At 57.8% G+C, this 23,065-nt stretch carries 20 protein-coding genes; 18 read left to right on the forward strand and 2 right to left on the reverse strand.

Features of this window, described 5'->3' with window-relative positions:
• Positions 1–13 precede the first annotated feature (13 nt).
• Entirely contained in the window at positions 14–376 is a 363-nt protein-coding gene (clpS, locus tag PMYSY11_RS11445) for an ATP-dependent Clp protease adapter ClpS (RefSeq protein ID WP_069900273.1), read from the reverse strand.
• Positions 377–605: 229 nt separating this feature from the next.
• Here clpS and cspD point away from each other — a divergent pair, with 229 nt between their 5' ends.
• On the forward strand, positions 606–869 hold the full coding sequence (cspD, locus tag PMYSY11_RS11450) for a cold shock domain-containing protein CspD (protein ID WP_069900272.1): 264 nt from the start codon (positions 606–608) through the stop codon (positions 867–869).
• Positions 870–964: 95 nt separating this feature from the next.
• Here cspD and icd read toward each other — a convergent pair whose 3' ends face one another.
• Positions 965–2,221 carry an NADP-dependent isocitrate dehydrogenase gene (icd, locus tag PMYSY11_RS11455; RefSeq protein WP_150549256.1) on the reverse strand — a complete coding sequence of 419 codons (1,257 nt, stop codon included), beginning with the start codon at positions 2,219–2,221 and terminating at the stop codon, positions 965–967.
• 459 nt (positions 2,222–2,680) lie between these two features.
• Here icd and PMYSY11_RS11460 point away from each other — a divergent pair, with 459 nt between their 5' ends.
• The 17 genes from PMYSY11_RS11460 to nuoH all read left to right on the forward strand — a co-directional run bounded on the left by PMYSY11_RS11460 (position 2,681) and on the right by nuoH (position 23,065).
• Positions 2,681–4,909, forward strand: a complete 2,229-nt coding sequence (locus tag PMYSY11_RS11460) for an NADP-dependent isocitrate dehydrogenase (RefSeq protein ID WP_150549257.1) — start codon at positions 2,681–2,683, stop codon at positions 4,907–4,909.
• A 108-nt stretch (positions 4,910–5,017) separates the two neighbouring features.
• Positions 5,018–5,458: an NUDIX hydrolase gene (locus PMYSY11_RS11465; protein WP_150549258.1), complete on the forward strand. Its 441-nt coding sequence runs from the start codon at positions 5,018–5,020 to the stop codon at positions 5,456–5,458.
• A gap of 84 nt (positions 5,459–5,542) precedes the next feature.
• On the forward strand, positions 5,543–6,676 hold the full coding sequence (mnmA, locus tag PMYSY11_RS11470) for a tRNA 2-thiouridine(34) synthase MnmA (protein WP_069900268.1): 1,134 nt from the start codon (positions 5,543–5,545) through the stop codon (positions 6,674–6,676).
• Positions 6,673–7,293, forward strand: a complete 621-nt coding sequence (gene hflD / locus PMYSY11_RS11475) for a high frequency lysogenization protein HflD (RefSeq protein WP_069900267.1) — start codon at positions 6,673–6,675, stop codon at positions 7,291–7,293. Before mnmA ends, hflD begins: the two co-directional genes overlap by 4 nt.
• Before the next feature lie 250 nt (positions 7,294–7,543).
• Positions 7,544–8,914, forward strand: coding sequence for an adenylosuccinate lyase (purB, locus tag PMYSY11_RS11480; protein WP_069900266.1), 1,371 nt, complete (start codon positions 7,544–7,546; stop codon positions 8,912–8,914).
• Between the two features lie 78 nt (positions 8,915–8,992).
• On the forward strand, positions 8,993–10,159 hold the full coding sequence (locus PMYSY11_RS11485; protein WP_069900265.1) for a ribosomal protein uL16 3-hydroxylase: 1,167 nt from the start codon (positions 8,993–8,995) through the stop codon (positions 10,157–10,159).
• Entirely contained in the window at positions 10,152–10,577 is a 426-nt protein-coding gene (locus PMYSY11_RS11490) for a GNAT family N-acetyltransferase (protein ID WP_069900264.1), read from the forward strand. Before PMYSY11_RS11485 ends, PMYSY11_RS11490 begins: the two co-directional genes overlap by 8 nt.
• Before the next feature lie 63 nt (positions 10,578–10,640).
• Positions 10,641–11,279, forward strand: coding sequence for a DUF7931 domain-containing protein (locus PMYSY11_RS11495; protein ID WP_150549259.1), 639 nt, complete (start codon positions 10,641–10,643; stop codon positions 11,277–11,279).
• A gap of 11 nt (positions 11,280–11,290) precedes the next feature.
• A complete protein-coding gene (locus tag PMYSY11_RS11500) occupies positions 11,291–12,085 on the forward strand; it encodes a secretin N-terminal domain-containing protein (RefSeq protein WP_150549711.1) in 795 nt (264 codons plus the stop codon).
• 518 nt (positions 12,086–12,603) lie between these two features.
• A complete protein-coding gene (locus PMYSY11_RS11505; RefSeq protein ID WP_069900262.1) occupies positions 12,604–14,199 on the forward strand; it encodes an isocitrate lyase in 1,596 nt (531 codons plus the stop codon).
• Positions 14,200–14,491: 292 nt separating this feature from the next.
• Complete coding sequence (locus PMYSY11_RS11510) at positions 14,492–14,905, forward strand: NADH-quinone oxidoreductase subunit A (RefSeq protein ID WP_069900261.1); 414 nt, start codon at positions 14,492–14,494, stop codon at positions 14,903–14,905.
• Positions 14,906–14,915: 10 nt separating this feature from the next.
• Positions 14,916–15,593, forward strand: a complete 678-nt coding sequence (locus PMYSY11_RS11515) for a NuoB/complex I 20 kDa subunit family protein (protein ID WP_069900260.1) — start codon at positions 14,916–14,918, stop codon at positions 15,591–15,593.
• Between the two features lie 56 nt (positions 15,594–15,649).
• Positions 15,650–17,431, forward strand: coding sequence for an NADH-quinone oxidoreductase subunit C/D (gene nuoC / locus PMYSY11_RS11520; protein WP_150549260.1), 1,782 nt, complete (start codon positions 15,650–15,652; stop codon positions 17,429–17,431).
• Positions 17,428–17,928: an NADH-quinone oxidoreductase subunit NuoE gene (nuoE, locus tag PMYSY11_RS11525; protein ID WP_172970714.1), complete on the forward strand. Its 501-nt coding sequence runs from the start codon at positions 17,428–17,430 to the stop codon at positions 17,926–17,928. The genes nuoC and nuoE overlap by 4 nt, the downstream gene beginning before the upstream one ends.
• On the forward strand, positions 17,925–19,277 hold the full coding sequence (gene nuoF, locus PMYSY11_RS11530; RefSeq protein ID WP_150549262.1) for an NADH-quinone oxidoreductase subunit NuoF: 1,353 nt from the start codon (positions 17,925–17,927) through the stop codon (positions 19,275–19,277). Before nuoE ends, nuoF begins: the two co-directional genes overlap by 4 nt.
• A gap of 90 nt (positions 19,278–19,367) precedes the next feature.
• Positions 19,368–22,076, forward strand: a complete 2,709-nt coding sequence (gene nuoG, locus PMYSY11_RS11535) for an NADH-quinone oxidoreductase subunit NuoG (protein WP_150549263.1) — start codon at positions 19,368–19,370, stop codon at positions 22,074–22,076.
• Complete coding sequence (gene nuoH, locus PMYSY11_RS11540; RefSeq protein ID WP_090512023.1) at positions 22,073–23,065, forward strand: NADH-quinone oxidoreductase subunit NuoH; 993 nt, start codon at positions 22,073–22,075, stop codon at positions 23,063–23,065. Before nuoG ends, nuoH begins: the two co-directional genes overlap by 4 nt.

The raw sequence follows: 23,065 nt of genomic DNA on the forward strand, positions 1-23,065 counted from the left end.
CAAGTGGTCGGCTTTAGCCGTCCTTCTCGATCTCACAGAGTAGTGGGTGTTGGCTTTCGCGCGCATATTGGTTGACCTGCATCGCCTTGGTTTCAGCGATGTCGCGGGTATAAACCCCGCAAACTGCTCGTCCCTCTGTATGGACGGTCAGCATTATCTTGGTCGCCACCTCCCGATTCAGATTGAAGAAAACCTCGAGTATCTCAACCACAAAGTCCATCGGTGTGTAATCGTCATTAAACAAAATCACCTTATACATTGGGGGCGCCTGCAACGCGGGCTTGGCTTCCTGCAATGCCACACCAGAGGAGTCGTCCTCATGCGTTGCGGGTCGATCCTGATTGAATGTTAGTCGAATCTGGCTACTTGCATGCATGTTGAAAATTGAACTCATGGCTATTTGTATCTGGATGCGGGTTTCATCTTGATCGAAGTCACAGCCAATAACGCTGGCGCCTTGACTATCGGCAAAACGGTGTTACAAACAATGAATACCCGGTTTGGGTAATAAGAGGTTCCGTGTTCTCGCCTTCCAGCTTGATGAATTCGCGGAGTCAAAGTGGATGATACTCCAGAGGTGGAGTCCTTTGCAGAGGGATATCAGCATGCTAAGCGGTAAGGTCAAGTGGTTCAACAACGCTAAAGGTTACGGCTTTATTGTGGCTGATGGTGGCGATGAGGACCTGTTCGCCCACTTCTCGGCGATCCAGATGGAAGGCTACAAAACCCTGAAGGCTGGTCAGCCGGTAAGCTTCGATATTATTCAAGGTCCCAAAGGCCTCCACGCCGTTAACATCAACTCAATCACGGCCAGCGTCGATACCGCCGCTGCCACTGTGCAAACCCCGAGTGTTACGGTCGAAGCCTGACTCACGCGTGAACCCATAAAAAAGCCGGTCGCGAGACCGGCTTTGTTTTGCACGGAGTTCTCGCCTATCCAGAAGACAGACGAGAAGCCCGAAAGTTACATATGCGCGATCATTTGATCGCCAAACTCAGAGCACGACATCAATTTTGCACCGTCCATCAGGCGCTCGAAGTCGTACGTTACGGTCTTCGCATCAATGGCGCCTTCCGTGCCCTTGATCAGCAAATCCGCCGCTTCCAGCCAGCCCATGTGGCGCAGCATCATCTCAGCCGAGAGAATCAGTGAGCCCGGATTGACCTTGTCCTGGCCCGCGTACTTCGGCGCAGTGCCGTGCGTCGCTTCGAACATGGCAATGGTGTCAGACAGGTTGGCGCCTGGCGCGATACCAATACCGCCGACTTCCGCCGCCAGTGCGTCAGACAGGTAGTCACCATTGAGATTGAGGGTGGCAATCACGTCATATTCAGCCGGGCGCAGCAGAATCTGCTGGAGCATGGCATCGGCGATTGCATCCTTGACCACAATGTTCTTGCCGGATTTCGGGTTCTTGAACTGCATCCACGGGCCGCCATCGAGCAAGTCGGCGCCGAACTCGTCACGCGCCACTTCGTAGCCCCATTCTTTGAAGGCACCTTCGGTGAACTTCATGATGTTGCCCTTGTGCACGATAGTCACCGAGCTGCGGTCGTTGTCGACTGCGTACTGCAAGGCCTTGCGCACCAAGCGCTTGGTGCCTTCCTGCGAAACCGGCTTGACGCCAATGCCGCAGTTTTCGGTGAAGCGGATCTTCTTCACGCCCATTTCTTCGGTGAGGAACTTGATGACCTTGATGGCTTCAGGCGAGCCGGCCTTCCACTCAACGCCGGCATAAATGTCTTCAGAGTTTTCGCGGAAAATCACCATGTCGACGTCACCCGGCTTCTTCACCGGGCTTGGCACACCAGTGAACCAGCGTACCGGGCGCTGGCAAACGTAGAGGTCCAGCTCTTGGCGCAGGGCCACGTTGAGCGAGCGGATGCCGCCGCCAACCGGCGTGGTCAGCGGGCCTTTGATCGATACAACGTAGTCGCGAACGGCTTCGAGGGTTTCTTTTGGCAGCCAGGTATCCTGATCGTAGACCTGAGTGGCTTTTTCACCCGCATACACTTCCATCCAGGAAATCTTGCGCTTGCCGCCATAGGCTTTCTCTACAGCTGCATCGACCACCTTGATCATCACCGGGCTGATATCGACGCCAATACCATCCCCTTCGATGTAAGGAATAATCGGGTTATCCGGAACATTGAGCGACATGTCGGCATTCACGGTGATTTTGTCACCGGTTGCTGGCACCTGGATCTTTTGGTATCCCATGCTGAACTCCTGTTTTTGAATGAACCGTGGTGTTGCATTCAGCGTAGCGCAATCAATCGGGCAGGCACTACGCTGCAAATGATTACGAGGCCAACCATACAGGTTTTAAACCCTTGTTATGAACGGTAATACATGCAGAGCAAAATAATGGCTGGTCGCCTATCGCCCACCTTCTAGACATTGGTCTACAGCTTGAAGTTCTTAGTTTGCTATCGACAGTGTTATAATCGTGCGCCGTGACCTTGCAGTCATAGAGAGAGCCCCTGTCCGTTACAGGACGTCCGCCTCTCGGATGCGCCGGTGTTAGCACCCTAACCCGGCGAATAACACTCTACTGGTACAACCAACCTTGCGTGGTAAACGCTCGAATTCCGACTCAAGCCCAAGCATTGAGTGGACGCATCTACACGGTGCACCTCGAGACCCTGTCCGCGCCTAGAAAAGAAGAGAGTTTCCTTGATGTCTAACCGCTCGAAGATCATCTACACCTTCACTGACGAAGCGCCCGCCCTAGCGACCTACTCGCTTCTCCCCATCGTAAAAGCCTTCGCTGCATCAGCAGACATTGACGTCGAAACCCGAGACATCTCTCTTGCCGGCCGTATCCTTGCAGGCTTCGCTGACCAACTCGGCGCAGACCAGCAGATCGAAGACGACCTTGCCAAGCTCGCCGTACTGGCGACTTCCCCTGAAGCCAACATTATCAAGCTGCCGAACATCAGTGCTTCGGTTCCTCAGCTGCGTGGCGCAATCGCCGAGCTGCAGGCTCAGGGCTTCAACATCCCAGATTTCCCGGAAGACCCACAGTCCGAACAGGAAAAAGAAGCTCGCGCCCGTTACAACAAGGTACTGGGCAGCGCGGTAAACCCTGTTCTGCGTGAAGGTAACTCCGACCGCCGCGCCCCGGCTGCTGTTAAAGCCTACGCGCGCAAGCACCCACACTCGATGGGCAAGTGGAGCATGGCTTCGCAGTCGCACGCCGACTACATGCGTGACGGCGACTTCTTCTCCAGCGAGCAGTCCTTCACCATGGACCAGGCTGGTGACGTGCGTATCGAGTTCGTCGGCCAAGACGGCAAGGTCGAGCTGAAGAAAGTGGTTTCGCTGCAAGCAGGCGAAGTGTTCGACGGCATGCGCATGAGCTGCCAGAAGCTGCGCGATTTCTTCGAGCAGACCCTGCAAGACTGCAAAGAAACCGGCGTTATGTGGTCGCTGCACGTCAAGGCGACCATGATGAAGATCTCGCACCCGATCGTTTTCGGTCACGCCGTTAGCGTGTACTACAAGAAAGCCTTCGAGAAGCACGCAAAACTGTTCGACGAGCTGGGCGTTAACCCGAACAACGGCCTGAACAGCGTTTACGAGAAAATCAAGGTTCTGCCGGCTTCGCTGCAGGAAGAAATTCTCCACGACCTGCACGAGTGCTACAGCGATCGCCCGGAAATGGCGATGGTTGACTCGGTTAAAGGCATTACCAACCTGCACATCCCGAGCGACGTTATCGTTGACGCCTCGATGCCTGCAATGATCCGCAGCTCCGGTCAGATGTGGGGCAAGGACGGCAAGCTCAAAGACACCAAAGCGGTCATGCCTGAAAGCACCTATGCGCGCATTTATCAGGAAATGATCAACTTCTGCAAAACCAACGGCGCATTCGACCCGACCACTATGGGCTCGGTACCGAACGTAGGCCTGATGGCGCAGAAAGCTGAAGAATACGGCTCGCACGACAAGACTTTCGAACTCGAAACAGACGGCACCATGCGTGTTGTTCTGGCTGATGGCACCGTCAAGATCGAGCACGCTGTTGAAGCGGGCGACATCTGGCGCGCCTGCCAGACCAAAGATGCGCCGATCCGTGACTGGGTCAAGCTGGCCGTTACCCGCGCTCGCGCATCCAACACACCGGCGGTGTTCTGGCTCGACCCAGAGCGCGCTCACGACCGTCAGCTGATGCTGAAAGTCGAAACCTACCTGAAAGACCACGATACCGACGGCCTTGAGCTGCACATCATGGACTACAACCAGGCCATCCGTTTCAGCATGGAGCGCATGATCCGCGGTCTGGATACCATCTCGGTAACCGGTAACGTACTGCGCGACTACCTGACTGACCTGTTCCCGATCATGGAACTCGGCACGTCGGCGAAAATGCTTTCCATCGTTCCGCTGATGGCGGGCGGCGGCATGTACGAAACGGGCGCGGGCGGCTCGGCTCCGAAGCACGTACAGCAGTTGGTTGAAGAGAACCACCTGCGCTGGGATTCGCTGGGCGAGTTCCTGGCTCTGGCCGTGTCGCTGGAAGAAACCGGCATTAAAACCCAGAACGACAAAGCCAAGATCCTTGGCACCACGCTGGACATCGCCACCGGCAAACTGCTGGATAACGGCAAGTCGCCTTCGCGCCGCACTGGCGAGCTGGACAACCGTGGCAGCCACTTCTATCTGGCCATGTACTGGGCACAAGCTCTGGCAGCGCAGACTGAAAACGCTGAACTGGCCGCGCATTTCGCACCACTAGCCAAGGCCCTCACCGAGCAGGAAGCAACCATCGTTGCCGAACTCAACGAGGTTCAGGGCAAGCCGGTCGACATCGCCGGTTACTACCGCTCCAACAAGGAGCTGACCAGCCAGGTCATGCGCCCGAGCGCCACACTGAACGCGGCGATCGATCCTCTGATCGGCTAATCACCGCTGTAACGTGTACCCGCAATATCACAACCCCCGGCCCCGCGCCGGGGGTTGTGTTTCAGGGCCAGCAACCTCTACCAATCATTCGCAATCTGGGAATTAACTATGTCCTGGCAACCTCATATCACTGTCGCCACCGTTGTCGAAGACCAAGGCCGCTTTCTGCTGGTCGAGGAACACGCCGAAGGCCGGCAGGTATTCAATCAGCCCGCCGGCCATCTTGAAGCCAATGAAACACTGGCGCAGGCGGCTTTGCGTGAAACCCTCGAAGAAACCGGCTGGGATGTCGAGCTGACTGCGGTCATCGGCATTTACCTGTACACCGCGCCGAGCAACGGCGTGACCTATCAGCGCATCTGCTTTGCCGCCAAACCACTGGCCCAGCGCCCGAACCATCCGCTGGATGACGGCATCATCGGCCCGCAGTGGCTGACCCGCGACGAGCTGGCCGCCCAGCCTGAGCGCTGGCGCAGCGAGTTGGTACTGCGTTGTATCGACGATTACATCAGCGGTGAACGTTTTGCCCTGAGCCTGCTGCGCGACTGATACTGCCCGTCGCCGACAACTCGTCATCCTGCTAGAATCGACTCCTTTTAGCGTCAGTGCTCCGCTCCCATGTCAGATACCTCCATGCAAACGACTCATCAGTACGACCCAGCTTCCACGCGCGTTATTGTCGGCATGTCCGGCGGCGTAGACTCGTCGGTCTCGGCCCTGCTCCTGCTCGAACAGGGCTATCAGGTCGAAGGTCTGTTCATGAAGAACTGGGACGAAGACGACGGCACCGAATACTGCACCGCCATGGATGATCTGGCAGATGCGCAGGCCGTTTGTGACAAGATTGGCATCAAGCTGCACACCGCCAACTTTGCTGCCGAGTATTGGGACAATGTGTTCGAGCACTTCCTTGCCGAGTACAAGGCTGGCCGCACGCCGAACCCCGACATCCTCTGCAACCGGGAAATCAAGTTTAAGGCGTTCCTCGATTACGCCCTGATGCTGGGCGCCGACCTGATTGCGACCGGCCATTACGTGCGCCGTCGCGACATTGATGGCCGCACCGAGCTGCTCAAGGGGCTGGACCCGAACAAGGACCAGAGCTACTTCCTGCATGCCGTTGGCGGCGAACAAATTGCCAAGACCCTGTTCCCGGTTGGCGAGCTCGAGAAGCCACAGGTGCGCGAGATCGCCGAGAAATACCAGCTGGCGACAGCCAAGAAGAAAGACTCGACCGGCATTTGCTTCATTGGCGAGCGCCGCTTCAGTGACTTCCTTAAGCAATATCTGCCAGCCCAGCCAGGTGATATTGAAACCACCGAAGGTGAGGTCATTGGCCGTCACCACGGCCTGATGTATCACACCATGGGCCAGCGCCAGGGCTTGGGCATTGGCGGCCTGAAAGACGCCAGTGATGAGCCGTGGTACGTGCTGCAGAAAGATCTCGAACGCAACGTGCTGGTTGTCGGACAGGGCAATGATCATCCATGGCTGTTCTCCAGCGCATTGCTGGCCTCGGACATCTACTGGGTTAATCCAATCGACTTGTCCTCCCCGCGTCAGCTCACCGCCAAAGTGCGTTATCGCCAGGGCGATCAGCAGTGCACGCTGGAAAAAACCGCAGACGGTTATCGGGCGTCGTTCGCCATGCCGCAACGCGCAGTCACACCTGGCCAGTCCGTGGTGTTTTACGACGGCGAAATCTGCCTGGGCGGCGGCGTAATTGAGCACGCTCAACCGTGGAGCAGCAAGGATAAGCGCCCATGAATCAGACTCAGGAGCAACTGGTCGCACTCGGCGCGGTATTCGAGGCCACGACTCAGGTTGACCGAATTGCCCGCACTGGCCAGTCCAGCGAACCGGTGCTGGAATGCCTGCTTGGTAGCCTCTTGGTGCGCGACCCGGAAAATACCCTCGCCGTTTATGGTGGCGACGATCTCAACCTGCGCGACGGCTACAAGGCCTTGATCAGCTCGCTTGAGCGCGACCCGACCAGTTTGCAGCGTGAACCGCTGCGCTATGCGCTGGCCCTGCTCAACCTTGAGCGCCAATTCGCCAAGCGCGACGACCTGATGCAGATCATGGGCAGCCGACTGGACCAGATCCAGGCACAGGTCGAACACTTCGGGCCGACTCACGAGAACGTGGTTTCCAGCTGCGGCAGCCTCTATCAAGACACCATCAGCACCTTCCGCCAGCGTATTCAGGTGCAGGGCGACATGCGCCACCTGCAGCAGCCGAGCAACGCCTCGAAGATTCGTGCATTGCTGCTTACCGGCATTCGCTCGGCGCGGCTTTGGCGTCAGCTTGGCGGTCACCGCTGGCAGCTGGTTATCAGCCGCAAGAAGCTGCTCAATGAGCTGTACCCCATGCTTCGCGGCTAACAACTGCGGCGCGCAACAAACCACTCAATAGATACGAAAAGCGCTTTTACGTCAGGTGAACTGCGCTTTTCGTGTGCTTGTGCCTTGTGTTAGCGCAAAGCGCTGAGTTTTCAATAACACCCAAATGCGCATTCTGAAGGCCGGCCTGAGCCGTTACCGCTGAACGGCGGTGACTTAAGCAAGGCTTAGTCGCGAATTTCATGTATGATATGCGCCCTTTTCAATGCCCGACTGTCCGAGAACGCCTCCTATGCAGCTTTCTTCGCTCACCGCGGTTTCACCCGTTGATGGCCGTTACGCCGGCAAAACTAGCGCTTTGCGCCCAATTTTCAGCGAATACGGCCTCATCCGTTTTCGCGTCATGGTCGAGGTTCGCTGGCTCCAGCGCCTGGCCGCTCATGCAGGCGTGCCTGAAGTGCCGCCGTTTTCCGATGATGCGCAAGCCATTCTGAATGAACTGGCGGATAACTTCGACGTGGCTCATGCCGAGCGCGTCAAGGAAATCGAGCGCACCACCAATCACGACGTGAAAGCCGTCGAGTACCTGCTCAAGGAACAGGCTGCGAAGCTGCCTGAACTTGAAAAAGTGAATGAATTCATCCATTTCGCTTGTACTTCTGAAGACATCAATAACCTTTCGCATGCGCTGATGCTGCGCGAAGGTCGCGACACCGTGCTGCTGCCGCTGATGCGTCAGATCGCCGGCTCTATTCGCGAACTGGCTGTGCGTTTCGCCGATGTGCCAATGCTCTCGCGTACTCACGGCCAGCCCGCTTCGCCGACCACGCTGGGTAAAGAGCTGGCGAACGTGGTTTATCGCCTTGAGCGCCAAATCACCCAGATCGCCGCCGTGCCGCTGCTGGGCAAGATCAATGGCGCCGTGGGCAACTACAACGCCCACCTCTCGGCCTATGCCGACATCGACTGGGAAGCGAACGCCCGCGAATTCATCGAAGGCGACCTCGGCCTGCAGTGGAACCCTTACACCACACAGATCGAGCCGCACGATTACATCGCAGAGCTGTTCGACGCCGTGGCCCGCTTCAACACCATCCTGATCGACTTCGATCGCGATATCTGGGGCTACATCTCGCTTGGTTACTTCAAGCAGAAGACCATTGCCGGCGAAATCGGCTCTTCGACCATGCCGCACAAGGTCAACCCGATCGACTTCGAAAACTCCGAAGGCAACCTCGGTATCGCCAACGCCCTGCTGCAGCACCTGGCCAGCAAGTTGCCAGTTTCGCGCTGGCAGCGTGACCTGACCGACTCCACCGTACTTCGCAATCTCGGTGTTGGTTTTGCTCACAGCGTTATCGCATACGAAGCAAGCCTCAAGGGAATCAGCAAGTTGGAGCTGAATGCTCAACGTATTGCTGAAGATTTGGACGCTTGCTGGGAAGTCCTCGCTGAGCCGATCCAAACCGTTATGCGCCGTTATGCCATTGAAAACCCGTACGAGAAGCTCAAGGAGCTGACGCGCGGCAAGGGCATCACCCCGCAAGCCTTGCTCGACTTTATCGACGGCCTGGACATGCCAGCCGAAGCCAAAGCCGAACTGAAACTGCTGACCCCTGCCTCGTACATCGGCAACGCGGTCGCACAGGCCAAGCGTATATAAGCACCAACGGCCCGCCCGACGCCCGGCCGAGCCGGGCGTTTTTATTTTAGGGCGTCATTAAATTTCAAGGGCTTACAGATGAATCCTGATACTCCTCTGCAACTGCTGGGCGGCCTGACTGCGCGCGAATTCATGCGCGATTACTGGCAAAAGAAACCGCTGCTGATCCGTCAGGCGCTGCCCGGTTTTGAAACGCCAATCTCACCTGACGAGCTCGCAGGCCTGGCACTTGAGGAAGAAGTTGAATCTCGCCTGGTGATTGAACATGGCGTAACGCCATGGGAACTGCGCCGCGGGCCATTTGAAGAAGACGCCTTCAGCACGCTGCCTGAGCGCGACTGGACCCTGCTGGTACAAGCGGTCGACCAGTTCGTGCCGGAAGTCGCCGAGCTGATGGAAAACTTCAAGTTCCTGCCCAAGTGGCGCATTGACGATGTCATGGTCAGCTTTGCAACCGCTGGCGGTGGCGTTGGCCCGCATTTCGACAACTACGACGTATTTTTACTGCAGGGTTACGGCAAGCGCCGCTGGCAAGTCGGCCAGATGTGCAACTCCGAAAGCGCCCTGCTGGACCACGCGGATCTGAAGATCCTTGCTGAATTTGCACCAACTGAAGAATGGGTTCTGGAGCCAGGCGACATGCTGTATCTGCCGCCACTCCTGGCCCACTGTGGCACCGCTGAGGATGATTGTATGACGTATTCCGTAGGCTTCCGCGCGCCGAGCGCCGCCGAAGTTCTCACCCATTTCACTGACTTCCTGAGCCAGTTCCTGCCTGATGAAGAGCGTTACAGTGATGCCGGCGCTCAGCCGAGCAGCGATCCGACCCAGATCCAGCGCGACTCGCTGGACCGTCTCAAAGCGCTGCTTAACGAGCACATGAGTGACGAGCGCCTGCTGATGACCTGGTTCGGCCAGTTCATGACCGAGCCGCGCTACCCGGAGCGCATCGGCAGCCTCGAGATCAGTGAAGAAGAATTCCTCGATACCATCGAGCAAGGCGCCGTACTGGTTCGCAACCCTAGCGCCCGCATGGCGTGGTCCGAAGTAGGCGAAGACCTGGTGCTGTTTGCCAGCGGCCAGAGCCGCCTGCTGCCTGCCAACCTGCGTGAACTGTTGAAGCTGGTTTGCTCGGCTGATGCCCTGCACATCGACAATCTTGGTGCCTGGCTGGCCGATGATGACGGTCGCTGCCTGGTCTTGGAATTGCTCAAACAAGGCAGCCTGGAGTTTGCAGATGAATGAGATAACCATTCGCCCTGCAGACTGGAGCAAGGACAACAGTGAAATTCGCCGCATCCGCGAGAGCGTATTCATCGCTGAGCAGTCCGTGCCGCCCGAACTGGAATGGGACGCGGAAGATGCAGTAGCCGATCACTTTCTGGCTTATGAAGGCGACTACCCGATTGGCACCGCCCGCCTGCTGCCAGACGGCCACATTGGCCGCGTATCGGTGCTCAAGGACTGGCGCGGCCTGAAGGTCGGCGACCAGCTGATTCGCACTGTTATCGAAACAGCGGAAAAACGCGGCCTGCGTCAGCAAATGCTCAGCGCCCAGGTGCACGCGACTTCGTTCTATGAAAAGCTAGGCTTTACTGTAGTTAGCGGCGAGTTTCTCGACGCCGGCATTCCCCACGTGGACATGGTGCGCGTCAGCGAATAACACCTGTCCAGCCACTGCGCCGCCCCTTGGCAGCGACAGTGGCACAGGTTATTCGAGGCCCGCATGAACGATAAAGACGTCCCACAAGACGACACTCAGCAAGCGCCCCCGGCCCTTGCGGATATCGAGTTCGAGTCTTTGGGGCGTTTTCCCGTGCTCAACCCGCAAAATGCGGAACCCACCTTGCAGCAGCCCGAACCTGCGCCCTTCAAGCTGGGTGAAGATGCCCCGCTGCAGCGCTTTAACCATCCGGACCAAGCGCGCGCCCACACCCTGGCAATGCTTCAGCAAGCCCGCCACAGCGTCAACCTGTACAGCCCTGATCTTGAGCCGTGGCTTTACAACCACAGCGCTGTCGAACAAGCCCTGCGGGCATTTTTGCTGGGCAATCCGCGCAACCGCCTGCGCATCCTGCTCAGGGACTCAAGCCGCGCCATCAAGGAAGGTCATCGCCTGATCGCGCTGGCCCGTCGCCTGCCGAGCAATTGCCAGATTCGCAAGCTTAATCCGCATTACCCAATCGATGACCACTGCGCATTGCTTATCGACGAATGCGGCGTGTTGTTGCGCACCGGCGCTGACCCATACAACGGCTACGCCCTGTATAACGAACCAGCCAGGCTGCGACAGCGCCTGGAACTGTTCACTCAATCCTGGGAAAGCAGTATCAGCGACCCTGATTTACGGAGTTTTTTGCTGTGAAAGTACCTGCCATGTTGTTTGCCGCATTGCTGACTACAAGCGCTGTATGCAATGCCGATACTGAAGTACTGACACTCAACTACCGCACCGCTGACGATGTGATCCAAGTGGTGCAGTCGGTGCTTGGCAATCAGGGTAAAGTCAGCCCTTACGGCAATCAGCTGATCATCAACGCCTCGCCGGACAAGATTGATGAAGTGCGCAACATGCTCGCGCAAATCGACACCCAGCCACGGCGCCTGCTCATAAGCGTAGCCAGCAGCGATTCGAGCTATCAGAGCCAAAACGGTTATCAGGCCAATGGCACCATCAGCGGCAATGGCGTTGAGGCGCAGATCGGCCGCGGCGAGATCAATGGCCGCGATCAGGTGCGCATTATCAATCGCAGCACCCAGAGTCGCGGCGGCGGCACCCAGCAGGTTCAGGCCACCGAAGGCTACCCGGCGCTGATTCAGGTCGGCCAGAGCGTGCCCCTCACCACTTACGGACGCGACCAATACGGCAATCCCTACAACAATACCCAGTACCGCGATGTCACTCAGGGTTTCTATGTCACCGCGACATTGGTGGGCGATCGGGTCAATCTCGCCATTAGCAGCAATCAGGACCGCGTAAACAGTAATGACCGTCGCTTAATCGACGTGCAATCCACCAGCACGCGGCTCAGTGGCCGGGTTGGCGAGTGGATTCAGCTCGGCGGGACCAATCAGCAGAACATGGCCAACCAGCAGGGTTACGCCCAGCGTTACAGCACGCAAGGGCGGGATGACGCGAGCCTGCAGGTTAAAGTCGATGTGCTCGATTAAGGCGTGAGCAAAGATGACTTATCAGTCGCCTAAAAAATTATGTAGTAGTTTAAAAAAAGCACTACAAAACGTTTGACGAAGCATTTTAGTAGAGGCATTATGGCCTCGCTCCCGCTAATTAGGGGCTCTGGAAAGAGCCTCCGGGTCGCTTAGCGCCTACCGCGTTAACGGCCTGTGTTGTAAAAGCCCACAAGGCAGATCAACGAGATTGCGACTGGAACGAAGTTGTCCTGAGGGACGGGGAAGCGTTTTACGCACTAACCAGCAAGCTGCACCTAGAAACTGCATTGCCCAAGGCATCCACGAGTCAGACGGCAACCAAAGAACAGGCTTACCGGCCAGCTCGAAGCAGCGACTTGAAGTAGCAACACTGGCAGCCTCTCCCCCTCCTGCGCGCCTTCGTAGCAAGTCTCTTTCTCTTTATCTGTTGTGAGCCCCCGCAACCAACGCCTGAATTGTTTCAGCTGTTGAGTGGGAAAGCCGGTGCTCAACCAAACACATACTTTGAAGGATTGACCATGTCAGCTTATCAAAACGACATCAAAGCCGTCGCGGCACTTAAAGAAGCCGCCGGTAGCAGCTGGAGCGCAATTGACCCGGAGTCCGTGGCCCGTATGCGCGCCCAGAACCGTTTCAAGACCGGTCTGGAAATCGCTCAGTACACCGCTGACATCATGCGCAAAGACATGGCTGAGTATGATGCTGATAGCTCTGTCTACACCCAGTCGCTGGGCTGCTGGCATGGTTTCATCGGTCAGCAGAAGCTGATTTCGATCAAGAAGCACCTGAAAACCACTAACAAGCGCTACCTCTACCTGTCGGGTTGGATGGTTGCTGCTCTGCGTTCCGACTTCGGCCCACTGCCTGACCAGTCGATGCACGAGAAAACTTCGGTCTCCGGCCTGATCGAAGAGCTGTACACATTCCTGCGTCAGGCTGATGCCCGCGAACTGGACCTGCTGTTCACCGCGCTGGACACCGCTCGCAATGCTGGCGACAAGGCCAAGGCTGCTGAAATCCAGAACCAGATCGACAACTACGAAACTCACGTAGTGCCAATCATCGCCGACATCGACGCTGGTTTCGGTAACCCGGAAGCCACTTACCTGCTGGCCAAGCGCATGATCGAAGCAGGCGCTTGCTGCATCCAGATCGAAAACCAGGTATCTGACGAGAAGCAGTGCGGTCACCAGGACGGTAAAGTAACCGTTCCTCACGCCGACTTTATCGCCAAGATCAACGCTGTTCGTTACGCGTTCCTCGAGCTGGGCATCGACAACGGCGTGATCGTTGCGCGTACCGACTCGCTGGGTGCTGGCCTGACCAAGCAAATCGCAGTAACCAAAGAGCCGGGCGACCTGGGCGACCAGTACAACTCGTTCCTGGATTGCGAAGAAGTTGCAGCTTCAGACCTGGGCAACGGCGACGTAGTGATCAACCGCGGCGGCAAGCTGCTGCGTCCTAAGCGTCTCGCCAGCAACCTGTTCCAGTTCCGCTCTGGCACCGGTGAAGCACGTTGCGTACTGGACAGCATCACGTCCCTGCAGAACGGCGCTGACATGCTCTGGATCGAAACCGAGAAGCCACACGTTGGCCAGATCGCAGGCATGGTTAACGAAATCCGTAAGACCATCCCGAACGCCAAGCTGGTTTACAACAACAGCCCGTCGTTCAACTGGACCCTGAACTTCCGTCAGCAAGTGTTCGATGCATTCGCTGCTGAGGGCAAGGACGTTTCTGCCTACGACCGCACCAAGCTGATGAGTGTCGACTACGACAACACCGAGCTGGCTCAGGTTGCAGACGAGAAGATCCGTACCTTCCAGCGCGACGCTTCGGCTCAGGCTGGTATCTTCCACCACCTGATCACCCTGCCGACTTACCACACTGCTGCGCTGTCGACCGACAACCTGGCAAAAGGTTACTTCGCAGAGCAAGGCATGCTGGCTTACGTCAAAGGCGTTCAGCGTGAAGAGATCCGTCAGGGCATCGCTTGTGTTAAGCACCAGAACATGTCGGGTTCCGACATCGGTGACGCACACAAAGAGTACTTCGCTGGCGAAGCAGCTCTGAAAGCAGGCGGTAAAGACAACACCATGAACCAGTTCAGCTAAGAACTGACTCTGGTCGCCCTCACCGGCGACCAGCGTGGTGAGCACAAAGCCCAGCATCGCTGGGCTTTGTCATATCCAGGGTTTTCAATACCAAAGTCTTGGCACTCATTGCCTACCACCAATGGCCAATCAAATCAGTACGTTCTACCCTGATCTGATGAACAGAATTGCGCCATTTTTGAATACAATTCTGCGATTTGCGCTAACCTGCCTAGTATTGAACCGGCCGATGTGACAACATTCGCAACCAATAATTATGTAACCAAAAAAATCCAAACGAGGTTCGAGCGGCATGTCCGATCCAGTACTCAGCGTCTCCCACAACTGGGCTTTCGCAGTATTCATCCTCGGTGTTTTTGGCCTTATTGCATTTATGTTGGGCCTCTCCAGCCTGCTCGGCAGCCGAGCCTGGGGGCGCAGCAAAAACGAACCATTCGAATCCGGCATGCTCCCCACGGGCAGTGCCCGCCTGCGCCTCTCGGCAAAATTCTATCTGGTCGCGATGCTCTTCGTGATCTTCGACGTTGAAGCCCTCTTTCTCTTTGCTTGGTCAGTCTCGGTGCGCGAAAGCGGCTGGGCCGGGCTAATCGAAGCTACAGTCTTTATAGCAATTCTGTTGGCAGGTCTTGTCTACCTATGGCGTATCGGTGCGCTGGATTGGGCACCGGAAGGTCGTCGTACTCGGCAAGCGAAGCTAAAACAATGAGGCTTTGGCGATGCAATATAAACTTACGCGGATCGATCCGGATGCTCCGAATGAGCAGTACCCGATCGGTGAACGGGAGACCGTAACCGATCCACTGCTAGAAGATCAGGTCCACAAGAACGTCTACATGGGCAAGCTCGAAGACGTGCTCAGTGGCGCAGTCAACTGGGGACGCAAGAACTCCCTCTGGCCATACAACTTTGGCCTGTCCTGCTGCTATGTAGAAATGACCACCGCGTTCACCGCTCCGCACGACGTAGCCCGCTTTGGTGCGGAAGTTATTCGTGCGTCTCCTCGCCAGGCCGACTTCATGGTCGTTGCCGGCACCTGCTTCATCAAGATGGCACCCGTCATCCAGCGTCTCTATGAGCAGATGCTCGAACCCAAATGGGTTATCTCCATGGGTTCATGCGCCAACTCCGGTGGCATGTACGACATTTATTCAGTGGTCCAGGGGGTCGACAAGTTCCTCCCTGTGGACGTTTACATCCCGGGTTGCCCACCTCGCCCCGAAGCATTTCTGCAAGGCTTGATGCTGCTGCAGGAATCCATCGGCAAAGAGCGCAGGCCATTGTCCTGGGTCGTGGGTGAGCAAGGTGTTTACCGCGCAGAAATGCCGGTACAGAAGGAACAGCGTCGCGCCGAGCGCATCGCGGTTACCAACCTGCGCAGCCCAGACGAAGTGTAAGCACGGCTAGTTTCTAGCCTGCCAACTGATGCCGTACACCCATAGCGACCGAGATCATGACTGCAGACAGCATTCTGTCCATTGCGCCTTACCAGCCAGATGTACAACCGGTAATAGGCGAGCTTAACCAGCGCTTCGGCGCTGACGCATTTACCGTACAAACAACGCGTACCGGCATGCCCGTTTTGTGGGTGGCCCGCGAGCAATTGGTTAATGTTCTGACCTTCCTGCGCAATCTGCCGCGCCCTTACGTCATGCTGTATGACTTGCACGGCGTCGATGAGCGCCTGCGCACCCAGCGCCGCGGCCTGCCGGATGCTGACTTCACCGTGTTCTACCACCTGATGTCGATTGAGCGTAACAGCGACATCATGATCAAGGTGGCGCTGCGTGAAGGCGACCTTAACGTGCCGAGCATTATCAGTATCTGGCCCAACGCCAACTGGTATGAGCGCGAAGTCTGGGACCTTTACGGCATCACCTTCACCGGCCACCCGCACCTCACGCGCATCATGATGCCGCCCACATGGGAAGGCCATCCGCTGCGCAAGGACTATCCGGCGCGCGCGACAGAATTCGATCCGTTCAGCCTCAACCGTGCCAAGCAGGAGCTCGAAGAAGAAGCCGCGCGCTTCCGTCCCGAGGACTGGGGCATGAAACGTGGCGGCGAACACGAGGACTACATGTTCCTCAACCTCGGCCCCAACCACCCGTCTGCGCACGGTGCGTTCCGCATTATCTTGCAGCTCGACGGCGAAGAGATCGTCGACTGTGTACCGGATATCGGTTACCACCACCGCGGCGCCGAGAAAATGGCCGAGCGCCAGAGCTGGCACAGTTTCATTCCGTACACCGACCGTATCGACTACCTCGGAGGCGTGATGAACAACCTGCCGTACGTGCTCTCGGTCGAGAAACTGGCAGGGATCAAAGTGCCGGATCGCGTCGACTTCATTCGCGTAATGATGGCCGAGTTCTTCCGGATCAACAGCCACCTGCTGTTCCTCGGTACGTATATTCAAGACGTCGGCGCCATGACGCCGGTGTTCTTCACCTTCACCGACCGCCAGCGCGCCTACAAGGTCATTGAAGCCATCACCGGGTTCCGCATGCATCCGGCGTGGTACCGCATCGGCGGCGTCGCGCACGACCTGCCGCGTGGGTGGGACAAGCTGGTCAAGGAGTTCGTCGAATGGCTGCCCAAGCGCCTCGATGAATACGAGAAAGCCGCCCTGCAAAACAGCATCCTGCGCGGCCGTACCATTGGCGTTGCCCAGTACAACACCAAAGAGGCGCTGGAATGGGGCGTTACCGGTTCCGGCCTGCGCTCGACTGGCCTCGACTTCGACCTGCGCAAGGCGCGCCCATACTCGGGCTACGAGAATTTCGAGTTCGAAGTCCCGCTGGCGCATAACGGCGACGCCTATGACCGCTGCATGGTGCGCGTAGAAGAGATGCGCCAGAGCGTGCGCATTATTGAGCAGTGCCTGCGCAACATGCCGGAAGGCCCGTACAAAGCGGACCACCCGCTGACCACGCCGCCACCGAAAGAACGCACCCTGCGCGACATCGAAACCCTGATCACCCACTTCCTGCAGGTTTCATGGGGCCCGGTAATGCCGGCCAATGAAGCCTTCCAGATGATCGAGGCGACCAAGGGCATCAATAGTTATTACCTGACCAGCGACGGCAGCACCATGAGTTACCGCACGCGGATTCGCACGCCGAGCTTCGCGCATCTGCAGCAAATCCCGTCGGTGATCAACGGCAGCATGGTGGCTGACCTGATCGCCTATCTGGGCAGTATTGACTTCGTTATGGCCGACGTGGACCGCTGATCATGAGTACATTAATTCAGACAGACCGTTTCACCCTGAGTGAAACTGAGCGCTCGGCCATTGAGCACGAGATGCATCATTACGAAGATCCGCGCGCCGCGTCGATCGAAGCCCTGAAGATCGTCCAGCAGCAACGTGGTTGGGTGCCGGACGGCGCCAGCGAAGCGATTGGCGAGGTGCTGGGGATTTCGGCTGCCGATGTTGAAGGCGTTGCAACCTTCTATAGTCAGATTTTCCGCCAACCCGTTGGCCGCCACATTATTCGCATATGCGACAGCATGACCTGCTTTATCGGCGGCCATGAGAACGTGCTGGAGCGAATCAAGGATCAGCTCGGCATTGTGCCGGGGCAAACCACCGCCGATGGCCGCTTTACCCTGTTGCCTGTGTGCTGCCTGGGCAATTGCGACAAGGCGCCGGCGATGATGGTTGACGATGACACCTTCGGCAATGTCGATCCCACCACTGTCGAGCAACTGTTGGAGGCCTACTCATGAGCAAATTACTCGCCTCATTCGGCCCCGCCAACAGCATCGCCCGCAGCGAAGAAACCCATCCGCTGACATGGCGCCTGCGTGACGACGGCCAACCGGTCTGGCTTGAGGAATATCAAGCCAAGAACGGGTACAGCGCTGCACGCAAAGCACTTAACGACATGGCCCAGGCCGACATTGTCCAGACCGTCAAAAACGCCGGCCTCAAAGGCCGTGGCGGTGCGGGATTCCCGACCGGGGTGAAGTGGGGCCTGATGCCAGCGGACGAATCGCTGAACATCCGCTACCTGCTGTGCAACGCCGACGAGATGGAGCCCAACACCTGGAAAGACCGGATGTTGATGGAGCAACTGCCGCACTTGCTGGTTGAAGGCATGCTCATCAGCGCCCGAGCGCTGAAGGCGTATCGCGGCTACATATTCCTGCGCGGCGAATACGTGGATGCGGCCATCAACTTGCGCCGCGCCATCGAAGAAGCCAAGGCAGCCGGCCTGCTCGGCAAGAATATTTTCGGCAGCGGCTTTGATTTCGAACTCATCGTGCACACCGGCGCCGGCCGTTATATCTGCGGCGAAGAAACCGCATTGATCAACTCGCTCGAAGGCCGTCGTGCCAATCCCCGTGCCAAGCCGCCCTTCCCGGCTGCAGTCGGCGTATGGGGCAAGCCGACGTGCGTCAACAACGTCGAAACCCTGTGCAACGTGCCGTCGATCATCGGCCAGGGCGTTGACTGGTACAAATCACTGGCCCGCCCCGGCTCGGAAGACATGGGCACCAAGCTCATGGGTTTCTCGGGCAAGGTGAAAAACCCGGGGATCTGGGAACTGCCATTCGGCGTGCCGGCGCGTGAGCTGTTTGAAGATTACGCCGGCGGCATGCGCGACGGTTACACCCTCAAAGCGTGGCAGCCAGGCGGCGCAGGCACTGGCTTCTTGTTGCCAGAACACCTCGACGCACCGATGTACGCCGCCGGCATTGCCAAGGTCGGCACACGCATGGGCACCGGCCTGGCGCTGGCAATTGATGAGTCGGTGAACATGGTCTCGTTGCTGCGCAACATGGAAGAGTTTTTTGCCCGCGAGTCTTGCGGCTGGTGTACGCCGTGCCGCGATGGTCTGCCCTGGAGCGTAAAAATTCTTCGCGCCCTTGAGCGCGGCCAAGGCAGCGCTCAAGACATCGAAACCCTGCTCGGGCTGGTCAATCATCTGGGACCAGGCAAAACCTTTTGTGCACACGCGCCAGGTGCGGTTGAGCCGCTGGGTAGCGCGATCAAGTATTTCCGCCCTGAATTTGAAGCCGGTGTAGACACGCGGCAGTTAGGTGCAATGACGGGGCAATTCGCTCCCGCATAAAAATTAAATCTGGCGGCCACTTATCTGGCCCCGGAAAACCGTTTTCCCATTAGCCAAACCCGCTTCGGCGGGGAAGAAGAAACCTTAACCATGGCCACTATCCACGTAGACGGCAAAGATTTCGAAGTCGATGGTGCGGACAACCTGCTACAGGCGTGTCTGTCTCTCGGGCTCGATATTCCCTACTTCTGCTGGCACCCGGCGCTCGGAAGCGTCGGCGCCTGCCGCCAATGCGCGGTCAAGCAGTACAGCGATGAAAACGACAAACGCGGCCGGCTCGTCATGTCCTGCATGACACCGGCCACCGACAACAGCTGGATCTCCATCGACGATGAAGAAGCCAAGCAGTTCCGCGCCAGTGTTGTTGAATGGCTGATGACCAACCACCCACACGACTGCCCGGTGTGCGAGGAAGGCGGTCATTGCCACCTGCAAGACATGACCGTGATGACCGGCCACAACGAGCGGCGCTATCGCTTCACCAAGCGTACGCACCAGAATCAGGAACTCGGCCCGTTCATTGCGCATGAAATGAACCGTTGCATCGCCTGCTATCGCTGCGTGCGTTATTACAACGACTACGCGGGCGGCACCGACCTCGGCGTCTACGGCGCACACGACAACGTCTACTTCGGCCGCGTTGAAGACGGCACACTCGAAAGCGAGTTTTCCGGCAACCTCACCGAAGTCTGCCCGACTGGCGTGTTCACCGACAAAACCCACTCCGAACGCTACAACCGCAAGTGGGACATGCAGTTTGCACCGAGCATCTGCCACGGCTGCGCAAGCGGCTGCAACATCAGCCCCGGCGAGCGCTACGGTGAAATCCGGCGCATCGAAAACCGCTTCAACGGTTCAGTAAACCAGTACTTTCTGTGCGACCGTGGTCGTTTCGGTTATGGCTACGTCAACCGTGAAGACCGCCCGCGCCAGCCTCAATTCGGCAAGCAGAAGCTCGGCATTGATGCGGCGCTGGATAAAGCCGCTGAGCTGTTGCGTGGCAAGAACATCATCGGCATCGGCTCGCCACGGGCCAGCCTGGAAAGCAATTTTGCCCTCAGCGAACTGGTCGGTGAAGCGCATTTCTACAGCGGTATTGCTGCCGATGAGCTGGCCAATATTCAGCTGATTCGCGACATCCTGCAAAACGGCCCGCTGCCGGTAGCGTCGATGCGTGATGTTGAAAGCCATGACGCCGTGTTCGTGCTCGGTGAAGACCTGACCCAGACAGCAGCGCGTCTGGCATTGGCCCTGCGCCAAACCGTGAAGGGCAAAGCCACTGAAATTGCCGCCTCGATGAAAATCCAGGACTGGCACATGGCGGCCGTGCAGAACGTCGCTCAGGACGCACGCCACCCGCTGTTTATCGCCAGCGTAACCGCTACCCGCCTGGATGACGTTGCCGAGCAATGCGTGCATGCAGCGCCCGACGATCTGGCGCGCTTAGGCTTCGCCGTCGCGCACGCCATTGATCCGAGCGCCCCCGCAGTTAATGGCCTGGAGCCGGAAGCACTGGCGCTGGTCAAGCAGATTGCCGATGCCCTGCTCGCCGCCAAACGCCCGCTGATTGTCTCCGGTGCATCGCTGGGCAGCCGGGCGATTATCGAGGCCGCTGCCAACATCGCCAGCGCCCTGAAAAATCGCGAGAAAAATGGCTCGATCAATCTGGTGGTTGCCGAAGCCAACAGCATGGGCCTCGCCCTGTTTGGCGGCAAATCGCTGGACGACGCCTTACAGGCGCTGTCATCCGGCGCAGCCGATGCCGTGGTGGTACTGGAAAACGATCTGTATCGCCGCGCTGATGCTGCCAAGGTCGATGCTGCACTGGCAGCGGCGAAGAGCGTGATTGTTGCCGATCACCAGCGCACCGCCACCAGCGACAAGGCGCACATGTTGCTCTCGGTCGCCAGCTTCGCCGAAGCCGATGGCACGCTGGTCAGCAGTGAAGGTCGCGCTCAGCGCTTCTTCCAGGTGTTCGAGCCAAGCTACTACGACGACAAGATTCTGGTCCGTGAAGGCTGGCGCTGGCTGCATGCCCTGCACAGCACTTTGCTGGAAAAGCCGGTTGACTGGACTCAGCTTGATGAAGTGACGGATGCCTGCGCCGCGAAAAACCCGCAACTGGCCGCTATTCGTGAAGCAGCACCTGCTGCCACGTTCCGCATCAAGGGCCAGAAACTGGCGCGCGAGCCGCATCGTTACAGCGGCCGTACCGCCATGCGCGCCAACATCAGCGTGCACGAACCGCGTCAGCCGCAAGACAAAGACACGGCCTTTGCCTTCTCGATGGAAGGTTACTCGGGCACCAAGGAAGACCGTCAGCAGATTCCATTTGCCTGGTCGCCGGGCTGGAACTCGCCGCAAGCCTGGAACAAGTTCCAGGATGAAGTCGGCGGCCATCTGCGCGCTGGTGATCCGGGTGTTCGTTTGCTCGAGACTGCCGGCAACGCCATGGCATGGTTCACTGTTAACGCGCCGTTCAATCCTGCCGCGGGTACCTTGCAAGGTGTGCCGCTGTATCACCTGTTTGGCAGCGATGAAACTTCCGCGCTGGCTAAACCGATCCAGCAACGCATTCCAGATGCCTATATCGCCTTGGCGAAAGCCGAAGCTGATCGGCTGGGCGTCAATGATGGCGCCTTGATCAGCCTGAACATCAACGGCCAGCCGGTGAGCCTGCCTGTGCAGATCAATGATGATCTGGCCATCGGTTTGGCGGGCTTGCCGGTCGGGCTTGCCGGTATTCCGGCGTCCATCGCTGGTAGCGTGCTCACCGATCTGAAGGAGGCTGCGCAATGAGCTGGCTTACTCCCGAGGTGATCGACGTGATCATCGCCGTGGCAAAAGCGGTGGTGATCCTGCTTGCGGTGGTTATCTGCGGTGCGCTGCTGAGCTTTTTCGAGCGGCGTTTGCTCGGCTGGTGGCAGGATCGTTACGGCCCGAACCGGGTTGGCCCGTTCGGCAGCCTGCAAATCGTCGCGGACATGCTGAAAATGTTCTTCAAAGAGGACTGGACGCCACCGTTCGCTGACAAAGCGGTGTTCATCATCGCCCCGATGATTGCATTCGCCGCGATGTTGCTGGCCTTTGCGATTATTCCGGTTACACCGAACTGGGGCGTTGCCGATCTCAACATCGGCATCCTGTTCTTCTTCGCCATGGCCGGTTTGTCGGTGTATGCCGTGCTCTTCGCCGGCTGGTCAAGTAACAACAAGTTCGCCCTGCTCGGCAGCTTGCGCGCCTCGGCCCAGACCATTTCCTATGAAGTGTTCCTGGCCCTGTCGCTGATGGGCATCGTCGCGCAGGTTGGCTCGTTCAACATGCGCGACATCGTCGATTATCAGGCGCAGCACCTGTGGTTCATCATTCCGCAGTTCTTCGGTTTCTGCACCTTCTTCGTCGCGGGTGTTGCGGTAACGCACCGTCATCCATTCGACCAACCGGAAGCCGAGCAAGAACTGGCCGATGGTTACCACATCGAATACGCCGGGATGAAATGGGGCATGTTCTTCGTCGGTGAATACATCGGCATTGTCACCATCTCGGCCTTGCTGGTAACCCTGTTCTTCGGCGGCTGGCACGGGCCTTTCGGCATTCTGCCGCAGATTCCGTTCATCTGGTTCGCGCTAAAAACCTGCTTCTTCATCATGCTGTTCATTCTGCTGCGGGCCTCTATTCCGCGCCCACGCTATGACCAGGTGATGGCATTCAGCTGGAAGTTCTGCTTGCCGCTGACCTTGATCAACCTGCTGGTGACCGGCGCACTTGTGCTGGCCGCGGCCCAGTAA

The organism is Pseudomonas marincola (assembly GCF_900682675.2).
GTDB classification, from domain to species: Bacteria; Pseudomonadota; Gammaproteobacteria; order Pseudomonadales; family Pseudomonadaceae; genus Aquipseudomonas; species Aquipseudomonas marincola.

Coding starts and splice junctions, on each gene's coding strand:
- nuoG (WP_150549263.1), top strand. CDS start 19,368: ATGGCCACTATCCACGTAGACGGCAAAGATTTCGAAGTCGATGGTGCG.
- PMYSY11_RS11510 (WP_069900261.1), top strand. CDS start 14,492: ATGTCCGATCCAGTACTCAGCGTCTCCCACAACTGGGCTTTCGCAGTA.
- PMYSY11_RS11465 (WP_150549258.1), top strand. CDS start 5,018: ATGTCCTGGCAACCTCATATCACTGTCGCCACCGTTGTCGAAGACCAA.
- PMYSY11_RS11490 (WP_069900264.1), top strand. CDS start 10,152: ATGAATGAGATAACCATTCGCCCTGCAGACTGGAGCAAGGACAACAGT.
- nuoC (WP_150549260.1), top strand. CDS start 15,650: ATGACTGCAGACAGCATTCTGTCCATTGCGCCTTACCAGCCAGATGTA.
- PMYSY11_RS11495 (WP_150549259.1), top strand. CDS start 10,641: ATGAACGATAAAGACGTCCCACAAGACGACACTCAGCAAGCGCCCCCG.
- PMYSY11_RS11485 (WP_069900265.1), top strand. CDS start 8,993: ATGAATCCTGATACTCCTCTGCAACTGCTGGGCGGCCTGACTGCGCGC.
- icd (WP_150549256.1), bottom strand. CDS start 2,221: ATGGGATACCAAAAGATCCAGGTGCCAGCAACCGGTGACAAAATCACC.
- PMYSY11_RS11500 (WP_150549711.1), top strand. CDS start 11,291: ATGTTGTTTGCCGCATTGCTGACTACAAGCGCTGTATGCAATGCCGAT.
- nuoH (WP_090512023.1), top strand. CDS start 22,073: ATGAGCTGGCTTACTCCCGAGGTGATCGACGTGATCATCGCCGTGGCA.
- cspD (WP_069900272.1), top strand. CDS start 606: ATGCTAAGCGGTAAGGTCAAGTGGTTCAACAACGCTAAAGGTTACGGC.
- clpS (WP_069900273.1), bottom strand. CDS start 376: ATGCATGCAAGTAGCCAGATTCGACTAACATTCAATCAGGATCGACCC.
- PMYSY11_RS11515 (WP_069900260.1), top strand. CDS start 14,916: ATGCAATATAAACTTACGCGGATCGATCCGGATGCTCCGAATGAGCAG.
- nuoF (WP_150549262.1), top strand. CDS start 17,925: ATGAGCAAATTACTCGCCTCATTCGGCCCCGCCAACAGCATCGCCCGC.
- mnmA (WP_069900268.1), top strand. CDS start 5,543: ATGCAAACGACTCATCAGTACGACCCAGCTTCCACGCGCGTTATTGTC.
- hflD (WP_069900267.1), top strand. CDS start 6,673: ATGAATCAGACTCAGGAGCAACTGGTCGCACTCGGCGCGGTATTCGAG.
- purB (WP_069900266.1), top strand. CDS start 7,544: ATGCAGCTTTCTTCGCTCACCGCGGTTTCACCCGTTGATGGCCGTTAC.
- PMYSY11_RS11460 (WP_150549257.1), top strand. CDS start 2,681: ATGTCTAACCGCTCGAAGATCATCTACACCTTCACTGACGAAGCGCCC.
- PMYSY11_RS11505 (WP_069900262.1), top strand. CDS start 12,604: ATGTCAGCTTATCAAAACGACATCAAAGCCGTCGCGGCACTTAAAGAA.